We start from the raw sequence: 26,266 nt of genomic DNA, 5'->3' as shown, positions 1-26,266 counted from the left end.
GACGAGATTGTCTGATTTCGGCAGCGGGGCGTCTGCGATGCCTCCGTCGCCGCGCCTGTCCCCGCGAACTTACAGCAATCAATCCATCCAAGGATTGGCCAAAATGATGCCAGTACCCTCAAAGTCCTTGATGTTACGTGTTGCCAGTGCAGCAGCGTGATGTCGGCATATCGCTGCAATCTGCGCGTCCGCCATGCTTATCGGACGGCCAGTGCGTTCGCGCTGGGACACCACCGAGGCGTATTGGACGGCTGCATCCTCATCGAACGGAAGCACTCTGCCCGCGAATTCCTCCTCGAGCATCCGTAAAGCTGCTCCCTGCAAGCCAGTCTTGCGGCGCCCTTCCGGCAAGCGAGTAATGCCATATAAGAGTTCGGCAACAGTCACGGCAGTTACAGCGAAAGAAATTTCGTCCTGCCGATCCAGCCAATCGACGACGGCCGGCGCCGCCTGGGCTCGCATCAGCTCCGACAGGACATTGATGTCAAGAATGATCATTCAGGCAGTTCCGGCGACCGTGGTGGCTCGGCGCGGACGGGTAGATCTAGTCCCGAATCGTTGAGCGAGGCAAATCGCTGGCGCAGGCGGCTTCCTAGCCCATCGGGGCCTTGCCGCTTGCTAAGCGTCCGCCGCAGGATGTCCCGTACCTCTTCCTCCATGGATCGACCGTGTTGCGCGGCTTCGACGCGCAACCGCGCCTTTAGATCGTCATCGATGTTCCGAATTGTGAGTGTCGCCATGATCTAGACCCTCCGCATGCATTGATGGCAATGCATGCATAATACTTGGGCAGAGGATGCAAGAATCGGCGCTTCCATCCCCGTTAGAAGCGTACGAGTCAAAAAGCGTCAGCGGGTTTGGCACATTGCACCTTCAAGCCAGCGGACGGGGTGGCCAGTTGATACATCGCAGAGCGTCGCACCTTGAATTCTCCCGACGCCAGCACGCGTGGCGAGCTCCTCGGAGGTCAGGATGCGCGCCATCCGCTTTAACCGAAGACGAGCGGCGAAGATAGAGGCGGACGTGGACGAACTGATTGCGGAGATCGGCGCAGCGGGTTTCCAGGAATTGCCAGTAACGAATGCACACGCGGCGGCTGCCCGCGACTTGCCAGACCATCATCGCGATCCGTTCGATCGCCTGCTCGTGGTCCAGGCCATCACGGAACCGTTGCGGCTATTGTCGGCGAACGAACACGTCTCGAAATACTCCAATCTGGTGATCCAGGCGTAGGGGTGTGGTGGGGGGAGTACACTCTTACCTGAGCAGAGTTCAAGGTGGAATATGTAGCGGCATCTGAGGCGACGTCCGACCCTGAACGGCCTGCCAGGCTTCTTCAAAGCGGTTGTTTACAGCGCCTTTCGAGGCGGCTTAGAGCCAGGGCAGGGAGCACGCCTGGCAGCCTTCGCTGTTTGTGCAGATCGCAGATTCATCTCGGCGTCGAATCATACTTTTCCTGCCAGAACGATATCTGATATCCCCAAAGATCATCGCAGTCTTCAGGCTGGTAGAACTCAACGACACAAGGGGTTTGGGGGAACTGGGTCTTCAGCTTTACTGTATATATTTCACGAAGAGTTGAACCTAGAATCTGGATCTTATCTCTCGAAATGTCTTCGCAGCCATAGTGCTGAATGTCGGCGATATGCAGGTGGTTCATTACCCTCTCGACAGCCGTCCTATCGTAACCATCTGCAGACTCAAACGATCTGAGAGTGTTTTCACAAAACCCATCTCGCAGAATGTATCCATCAAACTTCACAAGTTTTGGCCAAAAAATCGTTATGTAGCCAACTGCAAGAGAGAAGCTTCCGGAGCAATTGATCCAAGACTCAAGATCGATACCTTTTCCGTTGTTCCACTTTTGCAGTTCGGTGGACATGCTGGATGGAATATCCATAGATGCAGTGAGGTTAGTATGCGAACCTGTAGTGTCGGGCCGACGGAAGAAAACCTGACGATGAGTCGGGCCGGTAAGTCTTTAGCGCCTGGCCGCACAGCGAGCAGCTCTCTAGATAGCAGTAGGTGCGCCGCCTAACGCGATGACTTCGCCGGCTATCCTACCAAGAATTAATAGTACCCATTGCCAATGCTCAAGCGGCCGAGCAAAAACCTGCGCCGATCATATAAACGGTTTGGCCACGCATACAGGTGGCTGCTTTGAGGAAAGGTTGTCGACCGACGCCTTCTGGCCGGTCGCTGCCCTCAATGTGCCCAGCCTTGGTGGCTAGCGGCCAAAAGCGACTACCGACCCTCAATCGAGTTGGACGGGGCCGATGGAATTCGCGAACGCCAGTACCTCGTCCCTATTCCGCAAAAGTGTTTTCACGCCTGAGAAGGCGCCAAAGATCACCTTGTGTGCCGAGTACGAGCTTGAGCCTTCGCGTGTTCTACCAAAGGCAACATTGGCGTCAAGGCTTAATGTAGTGACGCAGAGCATTTACGCGGGCTGCGCGCTCGCGACTATTACCGCTCCAGCGACTTCTGGATCCTCTGCGCAGCCGACTGAACTGACGACTTGAACAGTTGCGCCAGGTCTTCCTCCCCCTTGGCAGTATGATTGCTGCGACCACGCGACGACGATTGCCATGGTACATCATGTGCTATCGCGGGGCGCTCGTCGACGGGAGACACACCGGGCAGGAATTCGACACCGGTGCGCTTGACCAGTTCGCGATAGCTGATGGGTTTGCTGGGGTGCGCCTCGTTGGTATTGGCGATCCAGTGCGCCCATGCCCGGTTTGTGGTCTGGTCGTAGACCAACTTGAAATAGTGCTCGGGTACCCAGACGCGGCCTTGACCGATGGTTTCGGGACGGTCGCCGAACACAGGACCGGAGATGACATAGACATTGCCCTTTGCCCGCATCACGAACTTGCGGGTGGCCGATTCGATCGCGCTCCATGCTTCGCGATTGTTCTTCGGCGCTTGCGGGGTCATGTTGGCCAGGCTGAATGACTGTGCCATGGCCTGCGCTGTAGGCTGGTCCCCCGCTGGAGCCAGGTGACCACGGTCGTATCCGCTGCCTTTATAGTCGTCCAATTCCGCACGCTCAGCACGAGGCAAACGTGCATCGGCAAAAAACTGATCGGTACGTTTCTCGTCTCGGGCATCAACCAATTGCGCCCGCGATAAGCGCTCGGCCACGTAGACGGGAGTCTTGCTGCGGCCAGAGTGCAGGACGGCAAACGCGTCGTAGCACAAAGGGCGCAGCTTCAGCGCTGGATTGGTTGCTACCTTCGGGGGCCCGCCGTTAACAAAGAGCTGGCGGCACTGGGAGAATTCCGCCATGCCGGTCGCGCCCGCGATCGTGGAAAAGAAGGCTGGTACGATCCCAAACATAAGGGAAACTAGAAACTTCTGCATTGCAATGGTGTGAGTGCAAGGAAACCGATGGACCAAGAGAACGCGAATACGTTCACTCGCTCACACCGTCATCTGTTTGGAGGATCGTCCTGGCCTTCCCGGCGAATCCGTCCAGTGCATCAATTCGCGCCAAATCCCGCCCGCCTGCTTCGCACCTCCGCGATCCGGGCACGATAGGCGCGCAGGAGGCAGTTCTTGTCGGGGCCCATATTGCATTGCTCGCGCAACCATACTCGCTGCGCGTTCCGTATGGTTGCCTTGTTCCCGGATCGCATGGCCACGCCAAGAGCCGCCGCCAGTTCGTCGTCGGCGCGCGATAGTTCCGTGTCGCCGCACACGAGTCGGGAGGCGGTCGAAACGAGCTTGCTGCAATCGAGGCTACGCGCTACCGCCCTCATGGCCTCGGGTTTCCGTTCGAGGTGACCTGGGTTGCAGAGTCCTTCCAAGAATCGGCATGCCGTGCTCCGTCCCACCCATGCCATGTCGCGTGCGCCAAAATCCGAGGTAAAGCGGTTGATTGCTGCATGGCTAATTCCGCGCTGCATGGCGTTCGCCGCGATGATCTCGTTGCAAAGCGAGTCATCGAGGTAAGCCGTTCCGTTGCGTCGATAGCAACTGTGGAAGCCAACGCGACCGGACCCGAGAATGCTGCGTCGGACCCCTGAGGCGAAGAGGATGGACGCGCAAGCCGAGGCACAGCGGGCATTGTCGGGGACGACGGTATAGACCCGTACGTCGTCCATGACGTCGACGAAGCGGAAGGCAGCTTCGACGTTCCCGCCCGGGCTGGCAAGAAGCAGTATGACAAGCCCCTCGCCATCGCGGTCGGCGAGTCAGGCGAGGGCGCGAAAGCGCTCGGCATCGCCGGGCTCGATTCGGCCTTCGGCGATCACCATTCGCACGTCGAGTTCGGGTTGATGGTGGATGCGCAGCTCCATAGCAGGCAAATCCAGCGCAAACGCCCAGGCACATACGGGTAACCAGAATATCAGTGATTTGAGCGTGCGTAAGCGGTTCTCCATAGCGGATTGCCTGGCCGGGCGCTATGGCGATGTGGGACCTGGCGCGCTTGCCGGGTAGTGATAGAGATGCGTGTTGCTTGCCTGCTCGCCTATTCGGGTACCCAAGGGACGGAATAGGGCGTGACGGCGGAAATTCTCACTGTCCGACTTTGCCGTTTCCTTCGCAACCGCGACTGCGCCCTGATATGTCATTGGCTCTTTGTCCTTTTCGATCTGGAGCCGCTTTGTGTGATCGTCGATGCGTACGCTATAACGGCCGAGGTTATAGAACAAATACATGGCGAAGAGGTTGTCGAAATCGCGGTACTCGCCTTGTTCTCTCCGAAAATCGAGCGACAGCACTGACGGGAAGCGATTGGGCAGATTTTTGAAGGCGACTTTCGGCTCTTCTCGGGGTTCAACGTACAAGGAGCCTTCGTATTTCTTGTAGAGCACCACGTCCATGCCATATTGCCGCTGGTTCCATTGTTCCATCAGTTTCAGGGCCATTTCGGTGGGAATATTTGCCGTCGCAGCGGCAACGACACGCCGTCCACGCAATAACTGCGGATTGTTGACGTCGAGATTCTCATAACCGGCGCCGAATTTGAAAGCGGAGCCGATAACCTTGGCACAGTTTAGCCGTAGATAATCGTATTTGACCTCACCGTGGTGATATTCGGCAGTGGTGGCTCGCCGACGATAGTCGTCGTTGATGCGAGAAAAATAGGAAACCAACGATTGCTTTTCGGCGGCCGGCACGCCGAAGACCCGTACGCCAATGACCGAACGCTTATAGATTTCCCCGTAGTCGAGGCCGAAGACGGCGAGGGTATCCAGCGATGAGGTCGTCTTGAACAGGTATTCCGTTTTAGGAAGGCCAACGACCAGTTGCTGGGTGTAGAAGGCCCGCGCATGCTCGGGTGACCTGTCGGCGTAGAAGTTCGCCGAGTACACCATATCGTGGTGCGCGCCATCATCGCGTACCGCCAGCGCGATATGTCCGGCCGATCCACCCTTGGACGTGCCGAAGCTGATCAGGAGTTCTAGATCATAAGGATCCCGGCGCAGGACTTCGACAATCTCCTCGATGTTGTCTGGCTCCGGGCCGTTCTTGCCGCCGAACTCCGCCGCCAGACCGTTTGCGAAAGGGAACGCGAGCAGGACGAGCGAGAACTCGAACACACGCTTTATCAGCTGCGCAAACGCTTGACGCATCAAGGACCCCTTGTGGTTTCCTGGCGATTCCACTTCTGTTACAGCATAGCCGGGGAGGTCAAGTGATTCAAAACCAGTGCCACGGGCTGGCAAAACGGGATGGGTCTAAAGGCCTGATTAAGTCATACACCGGAAAACAGACCACTATGCCTGCTCAACGCTTCCGCATAGCGGGCACCACATCATGGATCAGCCAAGCGTCGACCGCGCGGTTGCGAGCTTCGCCATCACTCTGGCGCCTGAGCTGAGGGACGTGGTACACATGGTCGAAAAAGTGGTCAATGCGCCGCGGATGGTGACGTCATCCGTGACGGGCTGCGTCTTATCGCTCCCGCCGCCACTCAACGCCATCCCAGGGAGGGTGAAAAACAGCTATCTGGGCAGTGCGGTCGTCTGTATGTCTGCACGAACCCGCTTACCAACGTCTGTTGATGGCCCGGATGCGGCTCGACGCCGAGCACAACGAGCGCTCGTCCTGGACCAGTTCCACGTAGGGCAGAACCCGACCGGACCCTTCTCGGTCATCGAAAGCCCTAGCGCTGAATGGCCGCTTCCTATCTGGGATCGGAAGTAAATGGTGTATGCGTCATTGCCAGAGATCAACCGAGGAGGAGCGGCACATTCTGCAATGGAGGCATGTGGTTATCGAGCGATGTACCAATTGAAAACTGCGCTGCACCAAAAATCCCTTCGTAATCAATGCCTAGCTGTCGACTAAGACAAGGCCTTTACAACACGTTGGTCGATCGCGCGAAGATTGAGTTGCCCGCACATTCCGACATCTCCGTCTGCAGCCGATCGGGCGCAGCGCGTCGCGCCACACGTTTCGATTGCGCTCACTTGTGTTCGCTGCGTGCGTAATTTCCCTATTGGACCGTGAGGACGCAGTCGGTTGCCTCCTTGATGATGCGCGCACTGTGCCGCAGGCCTTCGCGCTCGGCAGGGTTAAGCTCCGGATAAGCCAGTAGCTGGGCTCCGCTGCCATTGACTACCATCAGCAGCGACAGGCATACCTCTGGTATGCCTTCGACCTCGACATGCACGATGCCGACTGTCAGGATGAGGTCGGTGTTGTGGACGATCGCCTGGCAAACTCGCCCGATCGCACTGGCGATCCCATAGTGGGTGGCGCCCTTGCCTTCCTTGATAAGCTTGGCCGCCTCGTGCACGGAGCGCAGGATCAGGTCGCGGCTGGCAGGCCCCAGTTCCTTGCCGGTCCTGGAGAGGAAAGTTTCAAGGGGCATGCCGGAGACCGTTGCACCGGACCATGCGATGACTGCGGATTCGCCATGTTCGCCGATAACGTAGGCGTGAATCCCGGGTGCCACGACACCCAACCGCTCGGAGAGCAACGATCGCAGGCGTCCGGTGTCCAGCGACGTGCCGGTGCTGATGACACGCTCCCGCGCGCAGCGCAGGCGGTCAAAGACGACGCCGGCCAACACGTCGCAGGGATTGGTCGCGATGACGTAGACCGCCTCCGGGGCCAGTGGGGCAATGCGATCGACGATTTCTACCGCGATGTCGGCATTAGTCCTGGCCAGGTCCAGGCGGGTCTTGCCTGGCTTCACGCCGACGCCTGCGGTGATCACGACCACATCCGCGTCGTGCGCGTCCTTGTAGTCGCCTGCATAGAAACGATTGCTTCCCCAGAAGGCCGCGGAGTGAGCGAGGTCCAGCACCTGTCCTTCGGCCCGGATTCGCTCGAGATCTATGATGACGACTTCCGCGCTCGGAATGGCCACAGCCGCAAACAGGGCCGCGGAGCCGCCAACCAGCCCTGCGCCGACTACGACGATCTTGGGTTGACGCATGGGATGCCTCCCTTATGCCTGGATTTAGTCAAATACCTGAACCAGATGCCACCTAGCGAACGCCAGGAACATTTGGAGCGAGAGGCGCGAGGGAAGGCGACTAACTATCCATATGCTATGGTTTATAGACCTTTTCGGTAGAAGCGCTAGCGTCGTGACGGGACCGTTGAACGACGATAGGCGGCCAGGCCGGGCTTAAGGAGTTCGTCATGAATCCCAGCAAGCTGATCGTGGCGGCCGTGCTGGCCGCGGCAATCCTTCCCGTGATGGCACAGCCCGAGACCCGCGTGGACAAGGTGTCGGGCGTGGGCGCTTCCAAGACAACCAAGACGGTCAAGGCCTCCGCCACGGTGGTGGCCATCGATGCCGCCACGCGCACCATTTCAATCAAGAACAAGCAGGGCAAGGTTACGGACCTGCAGGTCGGCGAGGACGTGCGCAACTTCGAGCAGCTCCGCGTGGGCGACACGGTCACCGTCGAGTACACGCAGGCCTTGTCAGTGAACCTCGCCAGGCAGAGTGGCATGCGCTCCAGCACCGAACGCGAGATCTCGGACCGGGCAGCTCCTGGTGCCAGGCCTGGCGGCATGGTCGGGCGCGAGGTGACGGTCACTGCCGATGTCGTGGCTGTCAACGCCAAGACCGGCATGGTGACGCTCAAGGGGCCAAGAGGCAAGATGGTGGACCTGCATGTCGAGGATCCGCAGCAACTGAAGGCCGTTCGCCGCGGTGACCAGGTGCAGGCCGTCTACACGGAAGCCCTTGCTATTTCGGTCACGCCCAGGACCGCCCGCTGATTGGGGGACGCCTGGAGCTAGACCGAGCAGAAAGCCGGGCAGGCGGAGGCCGGCCGGAAGGCCTGCAGTAAAAGCGATCTTCGTGCCGCTCGCCCTGAGCAGGGACCTTCTCTGTGCTATGGTTTATATGACCTTTTGGAACAGTGCGCCAGTGCAGTGTGCTGCTCGCGCATCCGAGACGACAGGGTGTGAAAATGGTACGTTTGAGCATCGAAGGACGGCAGCTCGAAGCACCGGAAAACTGTTCCATTCTGCAGGCGTTTCTGCACGCAGGGCAAACGCTTGTTGAAGGTGTCGGCTGCATGGGCCAGGGCGTATGCGGGTCGTGCCGTGTCATGGTGCGACGCACCGGCGAACACGATGTGAAAACTGCGCTCGCCTGCGAAACGCTGGTGGAAGACGGTATGCAGGTCGCCTTCCTGGATTACTTGACGGCGTCGGAGCGACACATCTATCGCATCGAGGAGATCGGCGACAGTTGGGACGCGCTGCGGACGATCTCGGATGTTTTTCCGGAGGCTGCCCATTGCCGTCATTGCAGCGGATGCGATCGCGCGTGTCCAAAGGGGCTCGATGTTCAGGAGGGTGTGAAGCTCGCGGTGGAGGGCAATCTGACAGCTTCGAGCCATGTCTTTGACGAATGCGTCATGTGCAACCTCTGTACGCTGGCCTGCCCCGAACATATCCGGCCCAATCATCTCGGCCTGTTCGTGCGGCGCATGATCGCGGCGCAGTCCCTGCGTCCGGCCAATCTTATGCTGCGGCTGCAGCAGATCGAGAGTGGCGCGATGCGCATCGACTTCGACGCACCCGGCGCGCAGCCGCCGCGCTGACGGGGACCGACGATCATGCTGGCTGACATCCCTTATGACGTCGCGCGCAGGCGCTTCCGTCCCGGTATGGCGCCGGCGGTGCGCAGCGATGACGTCTCCACCGAGGCGCTTCTCAAGGGCTATCACCCGGACCACGGCCCCAACGCACGCGTTGCACTGGCTGTCGGCGTGAACCGTGGCGAGCCCTGTCAGCCGGATCTAGCCCGCTATCTGCAGGCTAACGCGCTGATCGACGACGTGGACATTGCCGGGGCACAGCTCGTCTCCACCGATGTGCTGATCATCGGCGGAGGCGGTGGTGGCTGCGCGGCGGCGCTCACCGCGGCCGCGCGTGGCGCGCAGGTGATTCTCGCCACCAAGCTGCGCCTTGGCGACAGCAACACGGTCATGGCCGAAGGCGGTATCCAGGCGGCCATAGGCGAGGATGACAGTCCCCAATTGCATTTTGAGGACACCTTGCGCGCCGGGCATTTCTGCGGTGAACCCGCGCTCGTCGCGCAGATGGTGATGGATGGACCCGACGTCATCCGGTGGCTGATCCGGCTGGGCATGATGTTCGACCAGGAGGAAGACCGGCCCTTCGGCGGCAATCTTCTCCGCAAGAAGCCAGGCGGGGCATCGGCCGCACGCATTCTCTCCTACCGGGACTACACCGGACTCGAAATGATGCGTGTGCTGCGCGAGGCGGTGGACCTGGAACCCGGCGTTGCAGTGTGGAACCGCTGTCCCGCGGTCGAGCTCCTGTCCGACGAACGCGGGCGCTGCGCGGGGGCCGTGATCTACAACCTCGAATGGCGGACTTTTGTGCTGGTGCGCGCGCGCGCCGTGATTCTCGCCACCGGCGGGGCGGGGCGCCTGCACCTGAATGCCTTTCCGACGTCCAACCACTACGGCGCCACCGCTGACGGCCTGGTGCTCGCCTATCGGATCGGGGCGCGCCTGCGCGAACTGGACTCGTTCCAGTACCATCCCACCGGCATCGCCTACCCGCCGCACCTGGCTGGCGGCCTGATCTCGGAAGCTGCCCGCTCGGCCGGGGCCAGGCTGATCAACGGCGAGGGCGAGCGTTTCGTCGATGAACTCAAACCGCGGGACATCGTGGCCTCGGCGATCCTGCGCGAATGCGCGCAGGGGCGCGGCATCGAGCGGGGCGGCCAGGTCGGAGTCTTCCTCGACACGCCGACGCTGGAATTGGAAAACCCCGGCATTCTGGAAAAGCGGCTCGTGACGCTACGCCATCTCGCTGAAAAGTGCGGCCAGGATGCATCCCGGGAGCCCTTCCTCGTCTACCCGACCCTGCACTACCAGAATGGTGGCGTGGCCATCGACAGGGAGGGCGCGACCGGCGTGCCAGGGCTGTACTGCGTTGGCGAGGTCACGGGTGGCATTCATGGACGCAACCGGCTGATGGGTAACGCGTTGCTCGATATCCTGAGCATGGGCCGGCGTGCTGGAGCCAGCGCGGCGGAAACGGGCCGCAGCGCGATGGCCACACGCGCTGGAATCGGCCATGTGCACGCCTGGCAGCGGGAATTGACCCTTGCCGGGCTACCCCTGCATGTCCAGGCACCGCAGCTCTTTCCTGACTACGCGCATTTCGATCTGCGCGTCGAAGCGGGATTGCACGCCGGCGCACGAGGCCGGGCGGTCGGTGGCACCCGGTGAGCGATCCAGGGAGCGCGCGATGGAACACCTGAATCAGGTTCTCCTTCATGAGGATGTCCGGGTTGGCGCGGATCTGGATGCCTGGCTGGCACACGGCGGCGGAGAAGGGCTGGCCAAGGCGCTGCGAGAGCCGGCCGCAGTCATCGCCGAGATCGAGCAGGCGGACCTGCGCGGGATGGGCGGCGCCGGCTTTGCAACGCATCGAAAATGGGCCCCAGTGGCCGAGGCGGATGGCGACAAGTACATCATCTGCAATGGCAACGAAGACGAGCCGGGAACGTTCAAGGACCGCTTTCTGCTGGAGCACACGCCGCACCAGGTCATCGAGGGCGCGCTGATCGCCGCGGCCGCCACCGGCGCCAACCATGTCGTGCTGTACGTCAATCCTCATCAGCCGCTGTCGCTGGCGAGTACGCGCGCGGCGGTGCAGCAGTGGCAGGCGCACGCGCAGTTCGCCGAGCTTTGCCGGCTGGTGGGCGGACCGGTATCGCTCAGCGTGGTACCGAGCTCGGGCTTGTATATCGGCGGCGAGGAAACCGCGGTCATCGCGAGCGTCGAGGGGGGCTTCCCGTTTCCACGCCGCAAGCCGCCTTTTCCGGCCGCGCACGGGGTGCATGGCGCGCCGACCGTTGTGAGCAACACCGAGACGCTGGCCCATGTGCCGGGCATCTTGCGCAACGGTGCACTGTGGTATCGCAGTCTCGGCATTGGCAATGCGGCGGGAACCAAGTTGTATTCACTCTCGGGCGATGTCTTGCGCCCTGGCCTCTATGAGCTGCCAATGGGCACGAGCCTGGAAACGTTGGTGTTCGTGCATGGCGGCGGGATGCTCCAGGACAAGGCGTTCAAGGCAGTCTTTACGGGGGGACCCTCCAATACCCTGCTGACCAAGCGCGATCTCGACGTGGCGCTGGACTTCGACTCCGTGCGGCAGAGGCGCTCCCGTCTGGGGACCGGCGCCATGATCGTGGTGTCCGAAGGAACCAGCATCGTCCGCAAGGTTGCCGAGTACGTCAGCTTCTTTGCCCAGGGCTCGTGCGGCCAATGCCCGCCATGTAAGGGTGGGACGTTCCAGTTGATGCGGCTACTCAATCGGATTGATACCGGCCGTGGCGTGCGCGCGGACCTGGACGCGTTGGAAAATCTGTGCCGCATCCTCCCCGGCAGCGGGCGCTGCGGCCTGATTGACGGCGCCGTGACGGTGGTGGACAGTTCCCTCCATCAGTTCCGGGAAGAATACGAGGCGCTTTTGCTGGTGTAGACCCAGGCGGGGAACGCCCGTCGTTGCGTGGGTGGCGTCAAACGGTTCATCGGGCGTCGTCCGGCAGCGGGGTCACCAGTAGCCAAGCACCTTCCACCAGACGCTCCCGACCACGGTGAAGAGCAGCAGCTCCACCACGCACATCACAGAACCGACGCGCCACCAGGTTCCCATCGTGACAAAGCCGCTGCCGAAGATGATCGGCGAGGTGCCTGTCGCATAGTGGGTCAGCGTCATCATGATCGCCGAGCCGGCAGCCATCAACAGCATGAATGGCACCACATAAGCTGGCGGTATCAGATGGACTCCGACCGTCAGGAAGGCAAGCATCATCGCACTGATGTGCGCCGTCGTACTGGCGAACAGGTAGTGCGAGAAAACGAAGGCCGCCACCAGGATCGCGGCCGTACCGCCCCAACCAATGCCGCTGGCCACGATTGCGTCGCTCATGCCCTTCGAAAACCACGCGATCACACCTTGCTTGTTCAGTTGCTCGGCCAGCATGATCAGCGCACCAAACCAAATCAGCGTGTCCCAGGCGCTCTTCTCGGACAGTACATCGTCCCAGTCGATGGTGCCGGTAATGATCAGCACGAACAGGCCGACGAAGGCGACCACCGTCGGGTCCAGCGTGAGCGACGGACCGAACACCATCGCCGGAACGTTGGCCCACAGCAGCAGCAACAGCACGAAGGTGAAAATCATGACCCTTTCCTTCGGCGATACCGGCCCCATCTTCGCTAACTCGGCATGCGCATATTCCACTGCATTGGGTGTGGCCTTGAGCTGCGGTGGCGACAATACATAGATCACCACCGGCATTACCAGCATGCACAGCAGGCCGGGCACCAACATGCAAAGCGCCCAGCTCACCCAGCTCAGATGCAGATTCTGATTGGTCGCCTTGGCGATATAGTCCACCACCAGCGGGTTCGGGGCGGTGGCGGTCACGAACATCGCCGAGGAGATCGGGTTGGCGTGGTAGTTGACCAACGCCAGGTAGGTGCCGACCTTGCCCTCAGTGCCCTTGGCCGGGTCCGAGTCGAAGGCGTTGGCGATCGATTTCATGATCGGATGCACGATGCCGCCACCGCGCGCGGTATTGCTCGGTGTAAACGGTGCCAGCACCAGTTCGCAGGTGGCCAGACCATAGCCGATGCCTATTGTTCGTTTCCCCATCAGGGAGATGAACATCAGGCCGACACGGGTGCCCAGGCCGGTCTTCTTCACGCCGCGGGAGATCAGGATGGCGACGACGATCAGCCAGATTAGCGGACTATCGAAGGCCGTCAGTGCATCGGCGATCGCTCCCTTGGACGAAGTCGAGGTCACCTGCGATAGCGACAGGACCACGATGGCCATCATCGCCATGACCCCGATTGGCATGACCTTAAGAATAATCGCAACGATCGTTGTCAGAAAAATTGCAACGAGGCCCCACGCCTTCGGCGCGAGCCCCTCTGGTACCGGCAACAACAACAGGGTGACCAGCACGACTGTCGTGATAAGGGCGGGGCCCAATTGGAATGGGACCACGCTATTGAAGTAGCGGAATGCCGCTTTCAGTTTTGTGAACATGCCGAGGATCCCTCAATTCGCAACACTCGCATGTTTAGGTCCGGGATTCTCATGGCTCTTATCGAACGGGACGAGCGAATCCATTAGATGCCGACGAGATGAGAGTTCGACATAACAATCAAAGCAACGGAAACACTGGTCAATGATGACGTGAACACTAGAATCAGAGTAGTTCTCGGCAACGTGCCGCTCAATTGGCCTAAAGGGCATGCATGGGGCATTCTCAGCACGACTGCAACACAACTGCTCAGAATTCCTATAGACATATCAGGTAACGGTGTGCGCAGACAACTGGCTATGCACTGCCGCCGCAGTACCTAAAAATGTATAAGATTAATTTTCATGATTTCATTGGTCCTCTGTAGGAATCGTTGTGTCGTGCATGGCGTGTGAAGCCGTGTGAGTGAACAAAGGCGATAGGATGAGAGCGACCAGACTGCATTTGCTCGCAATGACGGTTTTGGCATGGATGATCCTGACAGTGGGAACCAACCTTGCCCGTGCGGATGAGATTCCACTCGTAACTGACAAGCACTGGACTGACTCGTCAGACCAGATGAAAAAGGCCTACCTCGTAGGCATTGCTAATCTCGTCCAAGTTGAGGAGGCCTACCACGCTGGTCATGCGCCATCCGACTCATCAAGCATCGTGCCGAGGTTTTCGAAGGGTCTTAAGGGACACTCAATAGATTCGGTTCGCCAAGGGCTGGATCGCTGGTATGCCGCACACCCCGATCAGTTGCAGCGTCCAGTCATTGAAACCATCTGGTTCGAAATGATTCTCCCGGGACTTTCCGGGAATAAATAGGACGATGCTATGAGGCAACTCCGAAAGATTGGCACAACGCTTGCTGTAGTTGGTATGGTGGGCTGTACAAACATGACGGCGCAGCAGCAAGGCACGGCATCTGGTGCTGCGCTTGGCGCGGCGGCGGGTGCAGGGATTGCCGCAATTGCCGGAGGTAGCGGTTGGACCGGCGCCGCAATAGGTGCTGTCGCCGGTGGCGTCGCAGGTAATATCAAAGGCAAGCAGCAGCAGCCCTGGTAGTTGTTCCCATAAAGTTCCTTTCACGCTATGCGAATACGCCGTGCGCCGCGAGGCACCTGATTGTTATGCGAGTGATTGCCTGCCTGCCACGCGATGAAGTGGCGCTGCGCTACGTTGCGCCTCTACTGCCCTGGCTTTGTCTCCAGGTCCTGGCGATTCCGGTCGAAGCGTCGGGCATGGAATTTCGCTTTTATCAACAGCCCCAACTTGACCAGCGAATGATCATTGCGGACGGCCGGATCGATGAAGGCGACGCCGACAAACTTCGCACGGTCGCGCGCCTCGCGGATCGCGATGAGGAGGGACTCGTAACCCTGATCCTGAACAGTCCCGGTGGCAACGTTGAAGCTGCCTTCAGGATCGTGGATGTCATGGACAAGATTCGTGTCTATACCGTCGTTCCCGACAACGCTCGATGCGCGTCGGCGTGCGCGTCGATTATGTTTGCATCTGGTGAGCGCCGCAGTATTCTCGGATCGGGACAACTGGGATTCCATAGCTGCTACAAGCGGATTGCAAACTCGTACGTGAGTGATTCGCTGTGCAACGAGATCGTTGCGGCAAACGCGATGCAGCGGGGTGTCAGTCATGCCGCCATCAATCGCTTCATCGCCGATCACGGTGCGCGAGACATGGCGTGGGTCGGACGTGGCGTCGCTTGCCGATCGCTGCAGGGACTGTGCAGGCCGGGCAAGTTAGAGAATGTTCCGCAGACCCGCGACGCCCTGATGCGCAGCCTGGACTGTAGCAAGCTGACCACCATGCCTTTGCAGCTAGTCTGTGGTGATGCGGAACTGGCAAGCGTTGACCGAGAGCTCGTCAGTCTTTACGGGAAAATGCTGAAGGGAAGCGCCAACAAGGCGCGATTTCGGGACGGGCAGCGCGACTGGCTCAGACATTCACGTAATCAATGCGCAGACAAGGCATGCCTGATGCGCGCATACCGTCTTCGCATCGACGAGCTGCAACGGCTTCGGTAGCACATGGTGCGCCGAACTTGCTGTCGCTGTGCGATATCGAACTGCCACCTTCTCCGACCGGCGCTGCGCGGTTTCCTCCCTTGACAGGAATCATGCGAGACAGCGGGCTCCTCTCGTCGCGCCGGAAGCCCCTGCAGGAGGGCGAAAAGCCTGTCCGAATCCATTGCCATCGTGGCAAGGCGGCATAGGACGGGCACCTCGATCCGGACGGCTTCAATCTGTTCCTTAGCTCCGGCGCCTGCCGCGACCATGCCGATTGCTACATGCAGCCTGCGCAAATCGACGAAGTGGATATCTTGACCATCGGAGCACTTATTCCGAAAAAAAAAGAACGTAAGCGCCAAGGTGAAGTACACGACCAAAAGTTGCATGCCCTTGAACCAGTCGGCGTAGCCGTCGCTGGCCATCTGCGCGGTGACGACTACCGACAGGATCACGACTAGCACCAAAGCGGGCCGAAAAGCCAGGTCCATCGGAACGGGTCCGATGAACAGGCTGGCCAGAACCAGCACCGGGGCAACGAACAGCGCCACCTGTACGCTGGATCCCACGGCGATCGAAAAGGACAGGTCCATGCGGTTGTTCATGGCCGCGGTAATGGCCGTGGCATGCTCGGCGGCATTGCCTAGGATGGCCACCAAAAACGCGCCGACGAAGATATTGCTGAGTCCGTACTGCGTCATCATGGGTGTGATCGATCCCACAAGAATTTCGCTCATCCAGGCAGTTCCGGCGGTGGCTAGAACCAGGATCAGCATTGCGCGGGAAACAGGGACACGAGTCAGCGTCTCGGGCGCGGGGCTGGTGTCGGCCGCGTCTACACCGAGGAATAGTTTTGGGTGCGTGACCAGCGAGAAAACTAGGTAAAGTGCGTAAACCAGCAGCAGTGCGATGGAGAGGTACACGCTGAGCCAGTTCAGCGTGGCGGACGCACCGCTGACAGTCTCGAATGCCGCAGGCAAGATCAGGGCGATCGCCGACAGAATCAGCATGGTGGCCTGTGAGCGTGCGCCGCGCGGATTAAAGTGCTGCTCGTGGTAGCGTGAGCCGCCGGCGAGCATCGCCGCGCCGAATACCAATAGCAGGTTTCCAACGATGGAGCCGACTATCGACGCCTCGACCACTTCATGAAGCCCGGCGCGCAACGCCACCAATGCGATGATCAACTCGGCCGCGTTGCCGAACGTCGCGTTGAGCAGCCCACCCACGGATTCGCCAAGGCGCTCGGCCAGCGACTCCGTGGCGTGGCCCATCTGTTGCGCCAGAGGCAGGATAGCCACGGCTGATGCGACGAAGATGGGTAGATGCTGGTGCGGCGCGAACAGTTCGGCCGCGATGGCAATTGGGAAGAAGATCAGTAGGTATATCAGCCGCATGCTAGCGATTGCTTGCGCCTTGGATGTCCGCACCCCACGCCGTCAAGACAGAATCATGATCCGTGCTTACACACTTTTCACAATTGGACTGCCAAGAAGCTGAGCAATTCTGAAACACTAGCGGTCTGTGGTCGAGTGGATGAGACTGCTCGCGCGGACCTTCCCAGCTACGCCTGGAGCCTTCAAAGCCAGCACGGCCATCGTCGAGGGCCGCGCTGAGTTGCTTAGAGGAGGGGGCCTGCGTTTCCAGCGTGAACGCTACCTGACTGTCGGAACGGACCGTGGCCAGGATAGCGCTCGGATGAAAAGAGTGGCTTTGAGTCGCGTACTCGGCACTGGCATGTTTAAGCCGAGCGATGGTGCGCTTCGCAGCGAACAACGGAAGGTATGCGTGGACGCGGGCATCCTACTTAGTTCGGCAAGCGCGGCGAGGTAGGTTTCTCCGACAAACTCCGGAGAAAATCCCAAGTCTGCAGCGATTTGTTCGACCACGTAGCCTAGTTCGTCAGTTCTCATGCCGTTGCTCTCACAATCTCATTACAGTCCGGCTACGCTTGCGTAGCCAATCTTGCCGCTAGAACGTCAAGCTCACGGCAGCGATGACCACCTGGTCCTGGGATGCCGGATTGAACCAGTAGATACTGCCTGTGACCTTGCCGAACGTGAGTTGCAGCAAACCGCCACGCTGGAATTCACGATCGCCGCCATATATCCGCGTGCGCTGTGCAACTAAGCCCAAGCGCAGCCATGGCAACGGGCGATATCCAAGTTCGCTCCAGGCATAGGTGTACGGCGTGGTGGAGCCTGTGCCGGGCAGATACTCGGCTTCGATGTAGTAGTCGAACTTGCTGATCGCCAGGCTCGCTTCTGTGCCGACGATGGGGCCGTGCGCGCTGCCTGCGACAAAGCCGACGATGGGTGTGATTTTGTACTGTATGGTCTCGCCACCGGAAAACGACCATCCGACGAAAGCGGATTGGGCATGAATCGCTTCGTAGTTGACGCGTGCCTCGAGATGAAGCGAGTCGCGATCGGCTGCGAAGATGCCCGAGCCGTAGCTGCCCTCATGTCGCGGCATGTTCCAGAAACCGGTGGCTATGAAGCTCCAGGCTGGCGGTGGCGCGGGGGCATCTGGCCGGGGCGCGACAACCTGTTGAGCATGTGCACCGTGGAAAGCCAGGCAGAACGCAACGGCGACCGGAAAAGCGCGCACGTCATCCCCCCAAGGCGATGACCGCCGCAGTGAGGGCGACACCGAGTGCCATCATGCCGAAGCCGGCGCGCCACGGGCTGACGCCACCGTAGTGCCCCAATGCCGCGCCGCATGCGAACAGCATGATCAGAGTTAGAGCCCGGGATACGACGAGAGCAGTTCTGACGTCATGCCACAGGACGAAGGGTAGTGCGACGGGGAAGGTAGACAAAACGACGATGCAGAAAATCCGCAGCGCTGCCAGCAGGTCGCCACCGCGCAACTTAGGACGCGCGGGTACTGCAGCGCCACTAAGGAAGCGCCGCCGCAACGGCTCAAGATCCTCGTCGGAGACATGCGCGTTCATGGCCGGTGGCAATGCTTCTCGAATCGCAGCGATGCCGGATGCAGGGTCGTTGTGTCTGGTAATGACGACGATTTTCTGCAGCATGCCGCGTCCCGCCAGCGTTCGCACTAGGTACATAATGGCATCGACCAGTCCCCAGGCGAGGTTGCAGCCAATGGCCGTGCTTAACATGGTTCGACCGGCATCCGGGCCGGCGGTAGCGGAGGAAACCGCGCCGACGAATGTCAGCGCCATGAAGAGTCCGAAGCACGTTTCAGATACGCGGTCGACGACATCGAGAGCCGGGGCTCGCTCTTCAGCGGATTCCTGCGACGAATTGATAGACGACATGCAAGTTCTCCCTCCCTGCCTGGAGAATGGCCGTCACAAAGATGTGCTTTTCGAAAGTAGACCCTTCCACCCCGATCATCCATTGGACCAATGGCCTAACTCACTGGAGGCACAGGAGGCGTATTGCTAACTCCGTGGCTGAGCTTGGGTGGTAGCTTGCGCTCGCGGCCACTTGGGCAATGTCGGGACCTGGCCGGCGAGCGACCGCATGGCGGGTGAGTCATGGGTAGACAGCCTCAACAATGGCAGTACTTCGACTCGTTCGTCTGCATTCGCGTCAGGATCAGGGCGACGCAAAGGTAACGAACTCGGCTCGGCAGATGAGTGAACGGATTCAAGCGCGTCTTTCTGGGCAGTGTGGCGGAATCGCTGGCGCGAACCTGTCCTGTGCCTGTTCTTTTAGTCAGGGAGGTACCAAGCGGAAGGAGCGTTCGCGGAAGCTGCTCGATAAGCGGCGGCGCTGTCGCAACGTTATCGCAAACGACATAAACTGCGCCATCCACCTTCACGCTACTGGCGTGCAACTTCATGTTGCGGCGGCAAGGCGTCGTGCTGCTCGCCGGGCGCGTCCATATCTTTTCGCACCACAAGTACAGGAACGGAACAATGGCGGAGGAGTTCTTCGGCAACACTTCCAAGCACGACGCGCTTCGACTCGGTGTGCCCGTGCGCACCTGTGTTCACAAGCTCGGCGGCTGAATTCCGTTACTGCACAACGTGACCGGACACGTTTCCCCGTGTTGCCAAGTCATCGATCAATTGCAGGGCATGTTCAATTCCAGCATCGTGCACGTTCGGCGGCACGGTCGAGCAGGGAATTTTCCACCATGACGGGCTCGCGTCGGACTTTAGAAAGATCAAAATGGTTGTTCTTTGTTTCAGAAATCCGTAATCGATAACATGCAGAATTTGGAGCGTGGCATGTCGTAGGCCGGAGTCGCGTATGGCTCCAGGGCGCGCAGGGTACATTGGCTGGTGTCGATGGCAACGAGAATCTTGCGTGGCACGAATGACTCCTTGGCCGAATCCAAATAGGAGTGCAGTCTGGGCAACGATGGCGGCTCAGCCAGGTGTTCAAGATGCCGAGGCTCGGATATGACCAATGGCGGATATAAGACGTCATCGGCATGACAAAATACCCAACGCACGGTGCTATGGTTCCGGCTCAGACGGATGTCCGTCCTCATAGGGCGCACTCGAAACTCGACGAATCACGCAAGCGCGCTCTGCGACTGACAGTGGGTCTTGGTTCCTGAGTTGATCTTCCAATACCAGTGCGTTGGCCTCCGACGGGTCCGTTCCGGCTTCCGCACGTGTGGCGAGGCGGTTGCGCAACGTTTGTAGCGGTGCCTGGCAATGGACAATCCAGCAGTTCACACCCAGGCGGCGCGCCTGGGCGAAGAAACGGAGGCGCCAATGTCGCGACAGGAACGTAGCGTCTGCAATCATCGAATAACCGGCCATCGTGCCGATACGACAGGCGGCAAGCAGCCTGGAGTAGGTGCGGGCTGTTTCGGCGGCACTATACTCGTCGCAGTGCGCCTCGCGACGATGCAGTCGTTTTCGTTCCACATCCGATCTCACTCGGATCATGGATTCGCACTGAACCATCGTTTCGGCAACCGTCGATTTTCCGCTGCCAGACAGGCCGTGCATGAGATACATGTCGCCACGGTTACGGGATAACAGATGGGCGGCAAGCTCGATCAGGCGCTCGGCGGCGCCGAAATCCGTTACCCTGGAAAATCCCTGATTGACGGCCTGCCGGCGATGCTCGCACACGACTCGGGCGCGAATCAGCGCGCGAAGTGCTGCGTATGCAGGCAGGACGACTAGGCCGGGGTAGTCGCCGCTTGCCTCCAGGTAGCGGTCGAGAAACCGCCATGCCAAATCCGTTCGTTCGTGGTGCAAAAGGTCCATGAAGGTGAAGGCGGCATCATTCATGGTGTCGATCCAACGTAGCGCGGGATCGAATTCCAGACAATCGAAGGGCATTGTCTCGCCGTCGAGCCAGACGACGTTCCCCAAGTGCAGATCCCCATGACACTCGCGAACATGGCCATAAGATTGCCTAGCCCGAAATGTGGATGACAGTGACTCGCAGCGCGCCCGGAGTCGCTCCGTCACCCCGTGTAGTGTGCTGCCGTCTGCCAACAGTGCTTTGAGCGCGGCCACCGTACTGTCCAACGTCGCAAGGATGCGGGAGGTTGATCCGAACGCGGACGCGTCGTCCGCGCGCGGTGCCGTTTCATGCAGTGCGGCAACCCGCTTGGCGAGCAGATCGATATGCATCGGCAATAGACGATGCCCCACTAACATCTCTGCCAAAATCGCATTGGTCGGAAATCGTCGCATTCTGACGGCGTATTCGATCGGCGTACCCTGACCGCCTACACTGACTCCTCCGGTGTGGCTCAGTGCGATGGGAACGATATCGCGATACAACTGGGGCGAAAAGCACCGATTCAGTCGAAGTTCCTGTTTGCAATCTTGCAGACGCAAGGCAAGGGTAGAGAAATCAACGTAGTCGAACTTTACGGGTTTGCGTACCTTGTACGCGTAGTCGCCTGCGAGGAAAACGTGCGAGATGTGGGTCTCGACGATTTGAATCTCCAGTGCTGCGTGGGGATAGGCGTGCGGATCCGATAAAGCCGCTACCAATTCTGGGTCATCCATGGTTATGTTGGCTGTAAAGGGCATCATGGTGCGACCAATGCGAGGGTTTCGCGGCCCGAAGTAAGACGATCGATGCGACGAGCAAGCGGCGGACCGACGTCTACGTTCAGGTGGCTTCGATGTTTGTAAAACATAGCTCACCTGGTGGAATGTCAATTGACGGGCATCAATCCACATCATTGGGGCAGCATTGGCCGCGGATGCGAGCGGCCGGCGCGACCAGCGGGACGTTGGCGAAGATCGGGGCGGGTGGCATGGCCCTATTCGTAGTTCATCGATCTATTGCAAGCCAGGCTGAACAGACTTGTATACGCTTCTGGCATTGGTGGATAGTTGCTCCATCGGAGGCGCAGAGATATGGCCTGTGGCTAGGGGCAATGATGTGCGCCACGCGGTCACAGCACACCACGATGTTTCGGTGACGTTCAAGTACGAGGGGCCACGGGGCAGAAGGAGTTTGACAATGCATGCGTTAACTTCAAAGCAGATGACTGCGCTGATCGTCCAGCTTGACGAAGAAGATGGACGTATCCACGCGGTTGTGGGAAGCGGTGCTTCCTCGGTGATGCCGCTTGTAACGCCCGAGCCAGGCGACCAAACCGATGTCGCTGAACGAGAGATCGCTCAGCGCGAGGCCGATGCAATGCTGGAGCATTACCGCATGCAACTTGCCGATATCGGCGCGGCCCGCGCACGGATGGCCATTGGAGCCTATGGAAGATGCATCGATTGTCACGCGCCGATCAGTTTCGCGCGGCTATCGGCCTATCCGACAGCAAAGCGGTGCGCCGAGTGCCAGCGCACCCATGAGCGTCGCCGCGCCGTTCCTCTGTCTTGACCGGCGCGCTCGGCTTACTAATCGGAAAGCTCGGTCTTGCGCCGTGGGCGTGGCGACAGTTGTCATGCTGCCAAGCATTGGCTTTACCGCGAGCCACGTTCTGGACGCCGCCAATGCCAGCACAATTCTCGGTGCCGGACCCGACGATTCGGGCACGGCCACGAGTATCGCGGCGCCGCGCTTCCACGGCGGGGTCTTGCACTATCGACGCGAGGCGGCAATTTCCAGGCTTGATGCTGCGGGAGCCAACTATCAGCAGGTCCTATTGACCGCTTTCGCACAGGTTGTGGATGCGCAGCGAAGGGCTTGAACATGACGCGTTTGCCGTGGCTGCGCAGCACCGTTCGCGGCGCGGCGCACAAGCGTTGATAAACGAGCGTCTCTCCAACTATCGCGCTGGGACTTCTGTGTACCTTCGGGTGCTAACTGCGAATGCCGAATATCAGCAATCAACATTGAGCATTTGCGGGCCCGTAGCCAACGATTGCCGGACGCCGTTGCGTTGTTCTTGGCGCTAGGCGGGGTACGGAGCGAGACTGCCCGACTGCCATCGTCGTGCTAGCGCCGATGGGTCATGGTAAGGCAAGATGACGAGTGAGCTGGCGTCGTTACCGCCATGCGCGATGCCACGAAGGTGGACAAGCCACTGGCGATCGGCCGGAAGTTTATTCCTGCTCGCGGCGATGACACCTGCCCTCACGTTCCAGGCAGTATTTCCAGGTTCCTTCCATTTCATTGACACGAAATGAGATCGTCATGGTTCGGACCTTCTGGGCGATGACCAGCGTCGATTCGTGGACCTCATCTGCATACACGGCGGCCAGATAGTACCTGCCCGGACGCACCTTGAAATACAGCAATGGTCCTTCTGTGATCACACGAAGCAGCCGGACCTTGTTTTCATTGAGAATGATCACCTTGACGTCCGACAAGGATGCGCCTGTCGCCTTGTCTTGGAAGCGTAGTCGGACATTGAAGAGTGGTGCGAGTTCGCGCATGCGCGCAACATCATCGACGCCGACACCACCTGACACGTAGGGAATGGTCTCGGATTGTGCGGCGGGCGTCGTGTCGTCGCGCTTCACTGCCGGCTGGGCGTGGCTCGCCGCACTGATGGCGGCCAGCGAGAGCATCAGTAAGGCGTTCAGAAGGTTTTGATACGCCGCGGACATGGTGGCCTCTGCACGTTCTTCGCATTGGCACGGTTCCGGATCGCCACTGCGGTCACTTCCAGCTTATAAGAGCGAAACGGGTGTGGCTTGACGCAGCGCAAAGTTGGCCGCAATCGCGGACGCACGCGTCGCGCGGTCTCACAAGGGCTTGTGCATCTTGGCGAGTGGGCTCGTGCCGGGGTTGGTACGGGCTGATGACATGTCGGCCTTAAGCAGCGAGAGGTGCATCCGCCATGGTGACGATCGGCTGCCCCAAATCATGCCACGTCAGGCCGTTTCAGATCGAATGGCTCCGCGATGAAAGGAAGTGAAGTTACAAGCCGGGCCCGCGACGCCCACGTGATGATCATGCGGAAAACGTCGCAGGCCGATGGCGCACCCAGTCCGGACAAGCACCATTACATGGACTTGATTTCGATCTTCTTCTCCAACTTCTGAGCTTTGACAATCTTCGGAAAGGTGACCGTCAATATGCCGTTCTTGAACGCCGCATCAATTTTCTCGACGTCGACGCCATCTGGCATGCGGAATGCGCGCTCGAAGGAGCCGTAATGGCGCTCGTGGAGGAAGTAGTCCTTGTTTTTTTCTTCCTTCTCGACGCGTTTCTCGCCTTTGACAACGAGCCCGCCGTTTGACAGCTTCACTTCGATGCTCTTCTCATCCAGGCCTGGCAATTCCATCGTGATTTCATAGCCTTTGTCGGTTTCTGCGAAATCGACGGCAGGACCAGCCCCGAGCATCCATCCCATGTCGGGCATAGCGGACGAGAAGTCCTGCGTCATCCGTGGGAACGAGGAAATCTTGAAGTCGCGATCAAAGCTCTGGAACAGGCGATCAACTTCGCGACGCAGCCCTTCCAACGGGTGCCACGCGTGGGGCATCCAGGGCCGCATCATTTCCTGTTGTTCTTTCGTGACAGGCAATTTACTTTCGGTTTTGGCCATTTCATCGTCTCCTGAAAGAATGGGAAAGGCGATGTCATGCTAGGTGATTTGAACCGCCTTCCGTTGATGGAGATCAACGCCTAGCCCCTTGGAATTCGACGCAGGCACTCGTCGTGGGAGGCTGCGCGGTCACGGAGCGGATGCCCGCGGGTTGGGAGGTAATGGTACGAACGCCCCATGTTTTGACGTGCCGCAAGGGGCGAAGTTAGCAAGCATATACAGTGCGTTGTAGCAGGCTTGGTGCCTGGAGGGAGCGCTACGCTATGGACTACGCCACAATCCTCGTACATCTGGATGGCAGCCGACATCTGCATCAGCGCGTGCATCTGGCTACCCAATTGGCACTATCCCACGGAGCAAGGCTCATCGGTTTGTTTGCCACGGGCCGGCCCGATCCCAATGACATCCGGGGCTTTGTCGATGGCGATCGCTATCTCGCATCATTCAATACCTTGCGCGATCACGCGGGCAGGGCGGCCAGGGCGGCGTTTGAAGGTGCGACAGCCGGTGTAGGTATCCGGACGGAATGGCGCGAATCTGACTGGGGCAGCTTATCGTCCGTTCTTTTGGAGTCTAGGCTCGCCGATTTGACCGTACTGGGACAGACCGATCCCACCGAGCGGTTCGCGCCGAGCGACAACCAGTTGGTTGACGAGATTATCTTGCACTGCGGACGTCCTGTCCTAGTCGTGCCGCACACGGGTTCGTTCCCCGGAGTCGGGCAGCGGGTGGTAGTGGCATGGAACGGCAGCGGCGAGGCAGCACGTGCTATCCGGGACGCATTACCGATTCTGGCCCGCGCAACGTCTGTGGAGGTCGTGCAATGCGTGGCGCCTGACCGTTGGTCAAATCCGTGGAACTCGCCAGGCCGGTATGCCGTCGCGTGGCTGCAGGATCATGGCATTCACGCGACCCTTTCAGAGTCGATGCTGGACAACGATGTCGAGGCAGGCGAACTGCTGCTGGCACGGCTTGCGGATTCGGATGCGGATCTGCTCGTAATGGGGGCGTATGGTCACGCGAGAATGCGTGAGCTCGTGCTCGGGGGTGTTACTCGGACCCTGCTAAGCGAGATGACGACGCCGGTCCTATTGTCACACTAGCGCGCTACACGCGCGGTCGTCGCGGACGGCAGGCTGGCGGCGCATATATCGTGGATGTGCCGGCGCATTCAATCTCTTACCAGCAGTACGGGGCAGGGCGCGTGCGCCAATACGCGGGTTGCCACGGAGCCCAGGACATTGTCCAGAAATCCCCCGCGCCCGTGGGTACCCAAGAGGATGCATTCAGCCTGTATCGTCGTCGCGAGCGCCAAGACCTTCTCGGGCGCGAAGCCCACTAGCGTGTGCGGAACGGTTGGAACCTGCGCGGCGGCCAGAATATCCAGCACCGACTGCATCGCACGCCCGGACGAGTCCTGATGCCAGGCTTCGATGTCGGTGTGGCTGATGAATGCCTTTACTTCACCGGACAGATCGGGCATGCAGTGGGCTACATGTACTGTAAAGTCATCGCGCAGCAATTGGCGCCTGGCGATGACACGGGCGGCGGCATCCGAGAAACGCGAGCCATCTGTAGCGAGGAGAACATTGCGCATGGTAGGACCTCCGTTGCGAATTAAGGACATGGTCCATTCCAGACTACGTATGCCAAGACCAGCCCTGTTGATCTGCCTCAAGTCCATCGCATGCACGAGATGAAATACGAATGATTCGTAGCGCGAATCCCAAGATGCTGGTGGCAGACATAATCGTTGGCGCATCAGTGCTTGCCATCTATCTTGGAGAGGGAAAACCGTTCCGCGGTTGTT

Annotated in this window: 29 protein-coding genes; 10 read left to right on the top strand and 19 right to left on the bottom strand. The window is 59.6% G+C overall.

The window, feature by feature from the left end:
• Positions 1-78 precede the first annotated feature (78 nt).
• Positions 79-498: a PIN domain-containing protein gene (locus tag ACO550_RS24225; protein ID WP_315594632.1), complete on the bottom strand. Its 420-nt coding sequence runs from the start codon at positions 496-498 to the stop codon at positions 79-81.
• Positions 495-740 (bottom strand): FitA-like ribbon-helix-helix domain-containing protein, encoded by a 246-nt coding sequence (locus ACO550_RS24220; RefSeq protein ID WP_315594633.1) that lies wholly within the window; start codon positions 738-740, stop codon positions 495-497. Before ACO550_RS24220 ends, ACO550_RS24225 begins: the two co-directional genes overlap by 4 nt.
• A gap of 208 nt (positions 741-948) precedes the next feature.
• On the opposite strand from ACO550_RS24220, the gene ACO550_RS24215 reads away from it, so the two are divergent.
• Positions 949-1,233 carry a type II toxin-antitoxin system VapC family toxin gene (locus ACO550_RS24215; protein WP_315594634.1) on the top strand — a complete coding sequence of 95 codons (285 nt, stop codon included), beginning with the start codon at positions 949-951 and terminating at the stop codon, positions 1,231-1,233.
• A gap of 196 nt (positions 1,234-1,429) precedes the next feature.
• Here the strand turns inward: ACO550_RS24215 and ACO550_RS24210 are convergent, their stop codons facing one another.
• From ACO550_RS24210 to ACO550_RS24185, 6 genes are all read right to left on the bottom strand, one after another.
• On the bottom strand, positions 1,430-1,882 hold the full coding sequence (locus ACO550_RS24210; protein WP_315594635.1) for a hypothetical protein: 453 nt from the start codon (positions 1,880-1,882) through the stop codon (positions 1,430-1,432).
• A gap of 584 nt (positions 1,883-2,466) precedes the next feature.
• Positions 2,467-3,366: a DNA/RNA non-specific endonuclease gene (locus ACO550_RS24205; protein WP_485994984.1), complete on the bottom strand. Its 900-nt coding sequence runs from the start codon at positions 3,364-3,366 to the stop codon at positions 2,467-2,469.
• Between the two features lie 119 nt (positions 3,367-3,485).
• The gene (locus ACO550_RS24200) at positions 3,486-4,109 is read right to left on the bottom strand and encodes a hypothetical protein (RefSeq protein ID WP_485994983.1); all 624 of its coding nucleotides are present in this window, start codon (positions 4,107-4,109) and stop codon (positions 3,486-3,488) included.
• 90 nt (positions 4,110-4,199) lie between these two features.
• Positions 4,200-4,388: a hypothetical protein gene (locus ACO550_RS24195; protein ID WP_315594637.1), complete on the bottom strand. Its 189-nt coding sequence runs from the start codon at positions 4,386-4,388 to the stop codon at positions 4,200-4,202.
• 21 nt (positions 4,389-4,409) lie between these two features.
• The gene (locus ACO550_RS24190; protein ID WP_315594638.1) at positions 4,410-5,585 is read right to left on the bottom strand and encodes a hypothetical protein; all 1,176 of its coding nucleotides are present in this window, start codon (positions 5,583-5,585) and stop codon (positions 4,410-4,412) included.
• 866 nt (positions 5,586-6,451) lie between these two features.
• Positions 6,452-7,399 carry a lactate/malate family dehydrogenase gene (locus ACO550_RS24185; protein ID WP_315594639.1) on the bottom strand — a complete coding sequence of 316 codons (948 nt, stop codon included), beginning with the start codon at positions 7,397-7,399 and terminating at the stop codon, positions 6,452-6,454.
• Between the two features lie 209 nt (positions 7,400-7,608).
• Between ACO550_RS24185 and ACO550_RS24180 the strand changes: the two genes are divergently transcribed.
• From ACO550_RS24180 to ACO550_RS24165, 4 genes are all read left to right on the top strand, one after another.
• Positions 7,609-8,196 (top strand): hypothetical protein, encoded by a 588-nt coding sequence (locus tag ACO550_RS24180; RefSeq protein WP_315594640.1) that lies wholly within the window; start codon positions 7,609-7,611, stop codon positions 8,194-8,196.
• 194 nt (positions 8,197-8,390) lie between these two features.
• Positions 8,391-9,029, top strand: a complete 639-nt coding sequence (locus tag ACO550_RS24175) for a 2Fe-2S iron-sulfur cluster-binding protein (protein ID WP_315594681.1) — start codon at positions 8,391-8,393, stop codon at positions 9,027-9,029.
• 15 nt (positions 9,030-9,044) lie between these two features.
• Positions 9,045-10,694, top strand: coding sequence for an FAD-binding protein (locus ACO550_RS24170; protein WP_315594641.1), 1,650 nt, complete (start codon positions 9,045-9,047; stop codon positions 10,692-10,694).
• A gap of 19 nt (positions 10,695-10,713) precedes the next feature.
• On the top strand, positions 10,714-11,955 hold the full coding sequence (locus ACO550_RS24165) for a complex I 51 kDa subunit family protein (protein WP_315594642.1): 1,242 nt from the start codon (positions 10,714-10,716) through the stop codon (positions 11,953-11,955).
• 72 nt (positions 11,956-12,027) lie between these two features.
• On the opposite strand, the gene ACO550_RS24160 is transcribed toward ACO550_RS24165, so the two are convergent.
• On the bottom strand, positions 12,028-13,533 hold the full coding sequence (locus ACO550_RS24160) for a DASS family sodium-coupled anion symporter (RefSeq protein ID WP_315594643.1): 1,506 nt from the start codon (positions 13,531-13,533) through the stop codon (positions 12,028-12,030).
• A gap of 682 nt (positions 13,534-14,215) precedes the next feature.
• Positions 14,216-14,605 (bottom strand): hypothetical protein, encoded by a 390-nt coding sequence (locus tag ACO550_RS24155; protein ID WP_485994982.1) that lies wholly within the window; start codon positions 14,603-14,605, stop codon positions 14,216-14,218.
• A 41-nt stretch (positions 14,606-14,646) separates the two neighbouring features.
• Between ACO550_RS24155 and ACO550_RS24150 the strand changes: the two genes are divergently transcribed.
• On the top strand, positions 14,647-15,561 hold the full coding sequence (locus tag ACO550_RS24150; RefSeq protein ID WP_315594645.1) for an ATP-dependent Clp protease proteolytic subunit: 915 nt from the start codon (positions 14,647-14,649) through the stop codon (positions 15,559-15,561).
• Here the strand turns inward: ACO550_RS24150 and cax are convergent.
• From cax to ACO550_RS24135, 3 genes are all read right to left on the bottom strand, one after another.
• Positions 15,489-16,937, bottom strand: coding sequence for a calcium/proton exchanger (gene cax / locus ACO550_RS24145; protein ID WP_315594646.1), 1,449 nt, complete (start codon positions 16,935-16,937; stop codon positions 15,489-15,491). The genes ACO550_RS24150 and cax overlap by 73 nt on opposite strands.
• 574 nt (positions 16,938-17,511) lie before the next feature.
• Positions 17,512-18,015, bottom strand: a complete 504-nt coding sequence (locus ACO550_RS24140) for a hypothetical protein (protein WP_315594647.1) — start codon at positions 18,013-18,015, stop codon at positions 17,512-17,514.
• Positions 18,016-18,151: 136 nt separating this feature from the next.
• On the bottom strand, positions 18,152-18,826 hold the full coding sequence (locus ACO550_RS24135; protein WP_315594648.1) for a VIT1/CCC1 transporter family protein: 675 nt from the start codon (positions 18,824-18,826) through the stop codon (positions 18,152-18,154).
• A 324-nt stretch (positions 18,827-19,150) separates the two neighbouring features.
• Here ACO550_RS24135 and ACO550_RS24130 point away from each other — a divergent pair, with 324 nt between their 5' ends.
• Positions 19,151-19,315 (top strand): universal stress protein, encoded by a 165-nt coding sequence (locus ACO550_RS24130; RefSeq protein WP_315594649.1) that lies wholly within the window; start codon positions 19,151-19,153, stop codon positions 19,313-19,315.
• A gap of 21 nt (positions 19,316-19,336) precedes the next feature.
• Here ACO550_RS24130 and ACO550_RS24125 read toward each other — a convergent pair whose 3' ends face one another.
• The 3 genes from ACO550_RS24125 to ACO550_RS24115 all read right to left on the bottom strand — a co-directional run bounded on the left by ACO550_RS24125 (position 19,337) and on the right by ACO550_RS24115 (position 21,502).
• A complete protein-coding gene (locus tag ACO550_RS24125; protein WP_485994981.1) occupies positions 19,337-19,468 on the bottom strand; it encodes a universal stress protein in 132 nt (43 codons plus the stop codon).
• Between the two features lie 236 nt (positions 19,469-19,704).
• On the bottom strand, positions 19,705-19,833 hold the full coding sequence (locus ACO550_RS24120; protein WP_315594651.1) for a hypothetical protein: 129 nt from the start codon (positions 19,831-19,833) through the stop codon (positions 19,705-19,707).
• Positions 19,834-19,978: 145 nt separating this feature from the next.
• A complete protein-coding gene (locus ACO550_RS24115) occupies positions 19,979-21,502 on the bottom strand; it encodes a bifunctional aminoglycoside phosphotransferase/ATP-binding protein (RefSeq protein WP_315594652.1) in 1,524 nt (507 codons plus the stop codon).
• A 463-nt stretch (positions 21,503-21,965) separates the two neighbouring features.
• Between ACO550_RS24115 and ACO550_RS24110 the strand changes: the two genes are divergently transcribed.
• Both ACO550_RS24110 and ACO550_RS24105 read left to right on the top strand, forming a co-directional pair.
• A complete protein-coding gene (locus tag ACO550_RS24110; protein ID WP_315594653.1) occupies positions 21,966-22,340 on the top strand; it encodes a TraR/DksA C4-type zinc finger protein in 375 nt (124 codons plus the stop codon).
• Positions 22,341-22,404: 64 nt separating this feature from the next.
• Positions 22,405-22,650 carry a hypothetical protein gene (locus ACO550_RS24105; RefSeq protein ID WP_315594654.1) on the top strand — a complete coding sequence of 82 codons (246 nt, stop codon included), beginning with the start codon at positions 22,405-22,407 and terminating at the stop codon, positions 22,648-22,650.
• A gap of 355 nt (positions 22,651-23,005) precedes the next feature.
• On the opposite strand, the gene ACO550_RS24100 is transcribed toward ACO550_RS24105, so the two are convergent.
• The gene (locus tag ACO550_RS24100; protein WP_315594655.1) at positions 23,006-23,512 is read right to left on the bottom strand and encodes a hypothetical protein; all 507 of its coding nucleotides are present in this window, start codon (positions 23,510-23,512) and stop codon (positions 23,006-23,008) included.
• 398 nt (positions 23,513-23,910) lie between these two features.
• Positions 23,911-24,456, bottom strand: coding sequence for an Hsp20 family protein (locus tag ACO550_RS24095; protein WP_315594656.1), 546 nt, complete (start codon positions 24,454-24,456; stop codon positions 23,911-23,913).
• Positions 24,457-24,719: 263 nt separating this feature from the next.
• On the opposite strand from ACO550_RS24095, the gene ACO550_RS24090 reads away from it, so the two are divergent.
• A complete protein-coding gene (locus ACO550_RS24090) occupies positions 24,720-25,559 on the top strand; it encodes a universal stress protein (protein WP_315594657.1) in 840 nt (279 codons plus the stop codon).
• Between the two features lie 68 nt (positions 25,560-25,627).
• Here ACO550_RS24090 and ACO550_RS24085 read toward each other — a convergent pair whose 3' ends face one another.
• The gene (locus ACO550_RS24085) at positions 25,628-26,053 is read right to left on the bottom strand and encodes a universal stress protein (protein WP_315594658.1); all 426 of its coding nucleotides are present in this window, start codon (positions 26,051-26,053) and stop codon (positions 25,628-25,630) included.
• Positions 26,054-26,266: the final 213 nt, after the last annotated feature.

This window comes from Cupriavidus sp. (genome assembly GCF_057315035.1).
This window is presented reverse-complemented; position numbering and strand designations above follow the sequence as displayed.

What these genes read in the sequence shown, in the direction of transcription:
- ACO550_RS24225 (WP_315594632.1), bottom strand. Translation starts at nt 498, where the DNA reads ATGATCATTCTTGACATCAATGTCCTGTCGGAGCTGATGCGAGCCCAG.
- ACO550_RS24220 (WP_315594633.1), bottom strand. Translation starts at nt 740, where the DNA reads ATGGCGACACTCACAATTCGGAACATCGATGACGATCTAAAGGCGCGG.
- ACO550_RS24210 (WP_315594635.1), bottom strand. Translation starts at nt 1,882, where the DNA reads ATGTCCACCGAACTGCAAAAGTGGAACAACGGAAAAGGTATCGATCTT.
- ACO550_RS24205 (WP_485994984.1), bottom strand. Translation starts at nt 3,366, where the DNA reads ATGCAGAAGTTTCTAGTTTCCCTTATGTTTGGGATCGTACCAGCCTTC.
- ACO550_RS24200 (WP_485994983.1), bottom strand. Translation starts at nt 4,109, where the DNA reads ATGGACGACGTACGGGTCTATACCGTCGTCCCCGACAATGCCCGCTGT.
- ACO550_RS24195 (WP_315594637.1), bottom strand. Translation starts at nt 4,388, where the DNA reads ATGGAGAACCGCTTACGCACGCTCAAATCACTGATATTCTGGTTACCC.
- ACO550_RS24190 (WP_315594638.1), bottom strand. Translation starts at nt 5,585, where the DNA reads ATGCGTCAAGCGTTTGCGCAGCTGATAAAGCGTGTGTTCGAGTTCTCG.
- ACO550_RS24185 (WP_315594639.1), bottom strand. Translation starts at nt 7,399, where the DNA reads ATGCGTCAACCCAAGATCGTCGTAGTCGGCGCAGGGCTGGTTGGCGGC.
- ACO550_RS24180 (WP_315594640.1), top strand. Translation starts at nt 7,609, where the DNA reads ATGAATCCCAGCAAGCTGATCGTGGCGGCCGTGCTGGCCGCGGCAATC.
- ACO550_RS24175 (WP_315594681.1), top strand. Translation starts at nt 8,391, where the DNA reads ATGGTACGTTTGAGCATCGAAGGACGGCAGCTCGAAGCACCGGAAAAC.
- ACO550_RS24170 (WP_315594641.1), top strand. Translation starts at nt 9,045, where the DNA reads ATGCTGGCTGACATCCCTTATGACGTCGCGCGCAGGCGCTTCCGTCCC.
- ACO550_RS24165 (WP_315594642.1), top strand. Translation starts at nt 10,714, where the DNA reads ATGGAACACCTGAATCAGGTTCTCCTTCATGAGGATGTCCGGGTTGGC.
- ACO550_RS24160 (WP_315594643.1), bottom strand. Translation starts at nt 13,533, where the DNA reads ATGTTCACAAAACTGAAAGCGGCATTCCGCTACTTCAATAGCGTGGTC.
- ACO550_RS24150 (WP_315594645.1), top strand. Translation starts at nt 14,647, where the DNA reads ATGCGAGTGATTGCCTGCCTGCCACGCGATGAAGTGGCGCTGCGCTAC.
- cax (WP_315594646.1), bottom strand. Translation starts at nt 16,937, where the DNA reads ATGCGGCTGATATACCTACTGATCTTCTTCCCAATTGCCATCGCGGCC.
- ACO550_RS24140 (WP_315594647.1), bottom strand. Translation starts at nt 18,015, where the DNA reads ATGCCGCGACATGAGGGCAGCTACGGCTCGGGCATCTTCGCAGCCGAT.
- ACO550_RS24135 (WP_315594648.1), bottom strand. Translation starts at nt 18,826, where the DNA reads ATGTCGTCTATCAATTCGTCGCAGGAATCCGCTGAAGAGCGAGCCCCG.
- ACO550_RS24115 (WP_315594652.1), bottom strand. Translation starts at nt 21,502, where the DNA reads ATGGATGACCCAGAATTGGTAGCGGCTTTATCGGATCCGCACGCCTAT.
- ACO550_RS24110 (WP_315594653.1), top strand. Translation starts at nt 21,966, where the DNA reads ATGCATGCGTTAACTTCAAAGCAGATGACTGCGCTGATCGTCCAGCTT.
- ACO550_RS24105 (WP_315594654.1), top strand. Translation starts at nt 22,405, where the DNA reads ATGCTGCCAAGCATTGGCTTTACCGCGAGCCACGTTCTGGACGCCGCC.
- ACO550_RS24100 (WP_315594655.1), bottom strand. Translation starts at nt 23,512, where the DNA reads ATGTCCGCGGCGTATCAAAACCTTCTGAACGCCTTACTGATGCTCTCG.
- ACO550_RS24095 (WP_315594656.1), bottom strand. Translation starts at nt 24,456, where the DNA reads ATGGCCAAAACCGAAAGTAAATTGCCTGTCACGAAAGAACAACAGGAA.
- ACO550_RS24090 (WP_315594657.1), top strand. Translation starts at nt 24,720, where the DNA reads ATGGACTACGCCACAATCCTCGTACATCTGGATGGCAGCCGACATCTG.
- ACO550_RS24085 (WP_315594658.1), bottom strand. Translation starts at nt 26,053, where the DNA reads ATGCGCAATGTTCTCCTCGCTACAGATGGCTCGCGTTTCTCGGATGCC.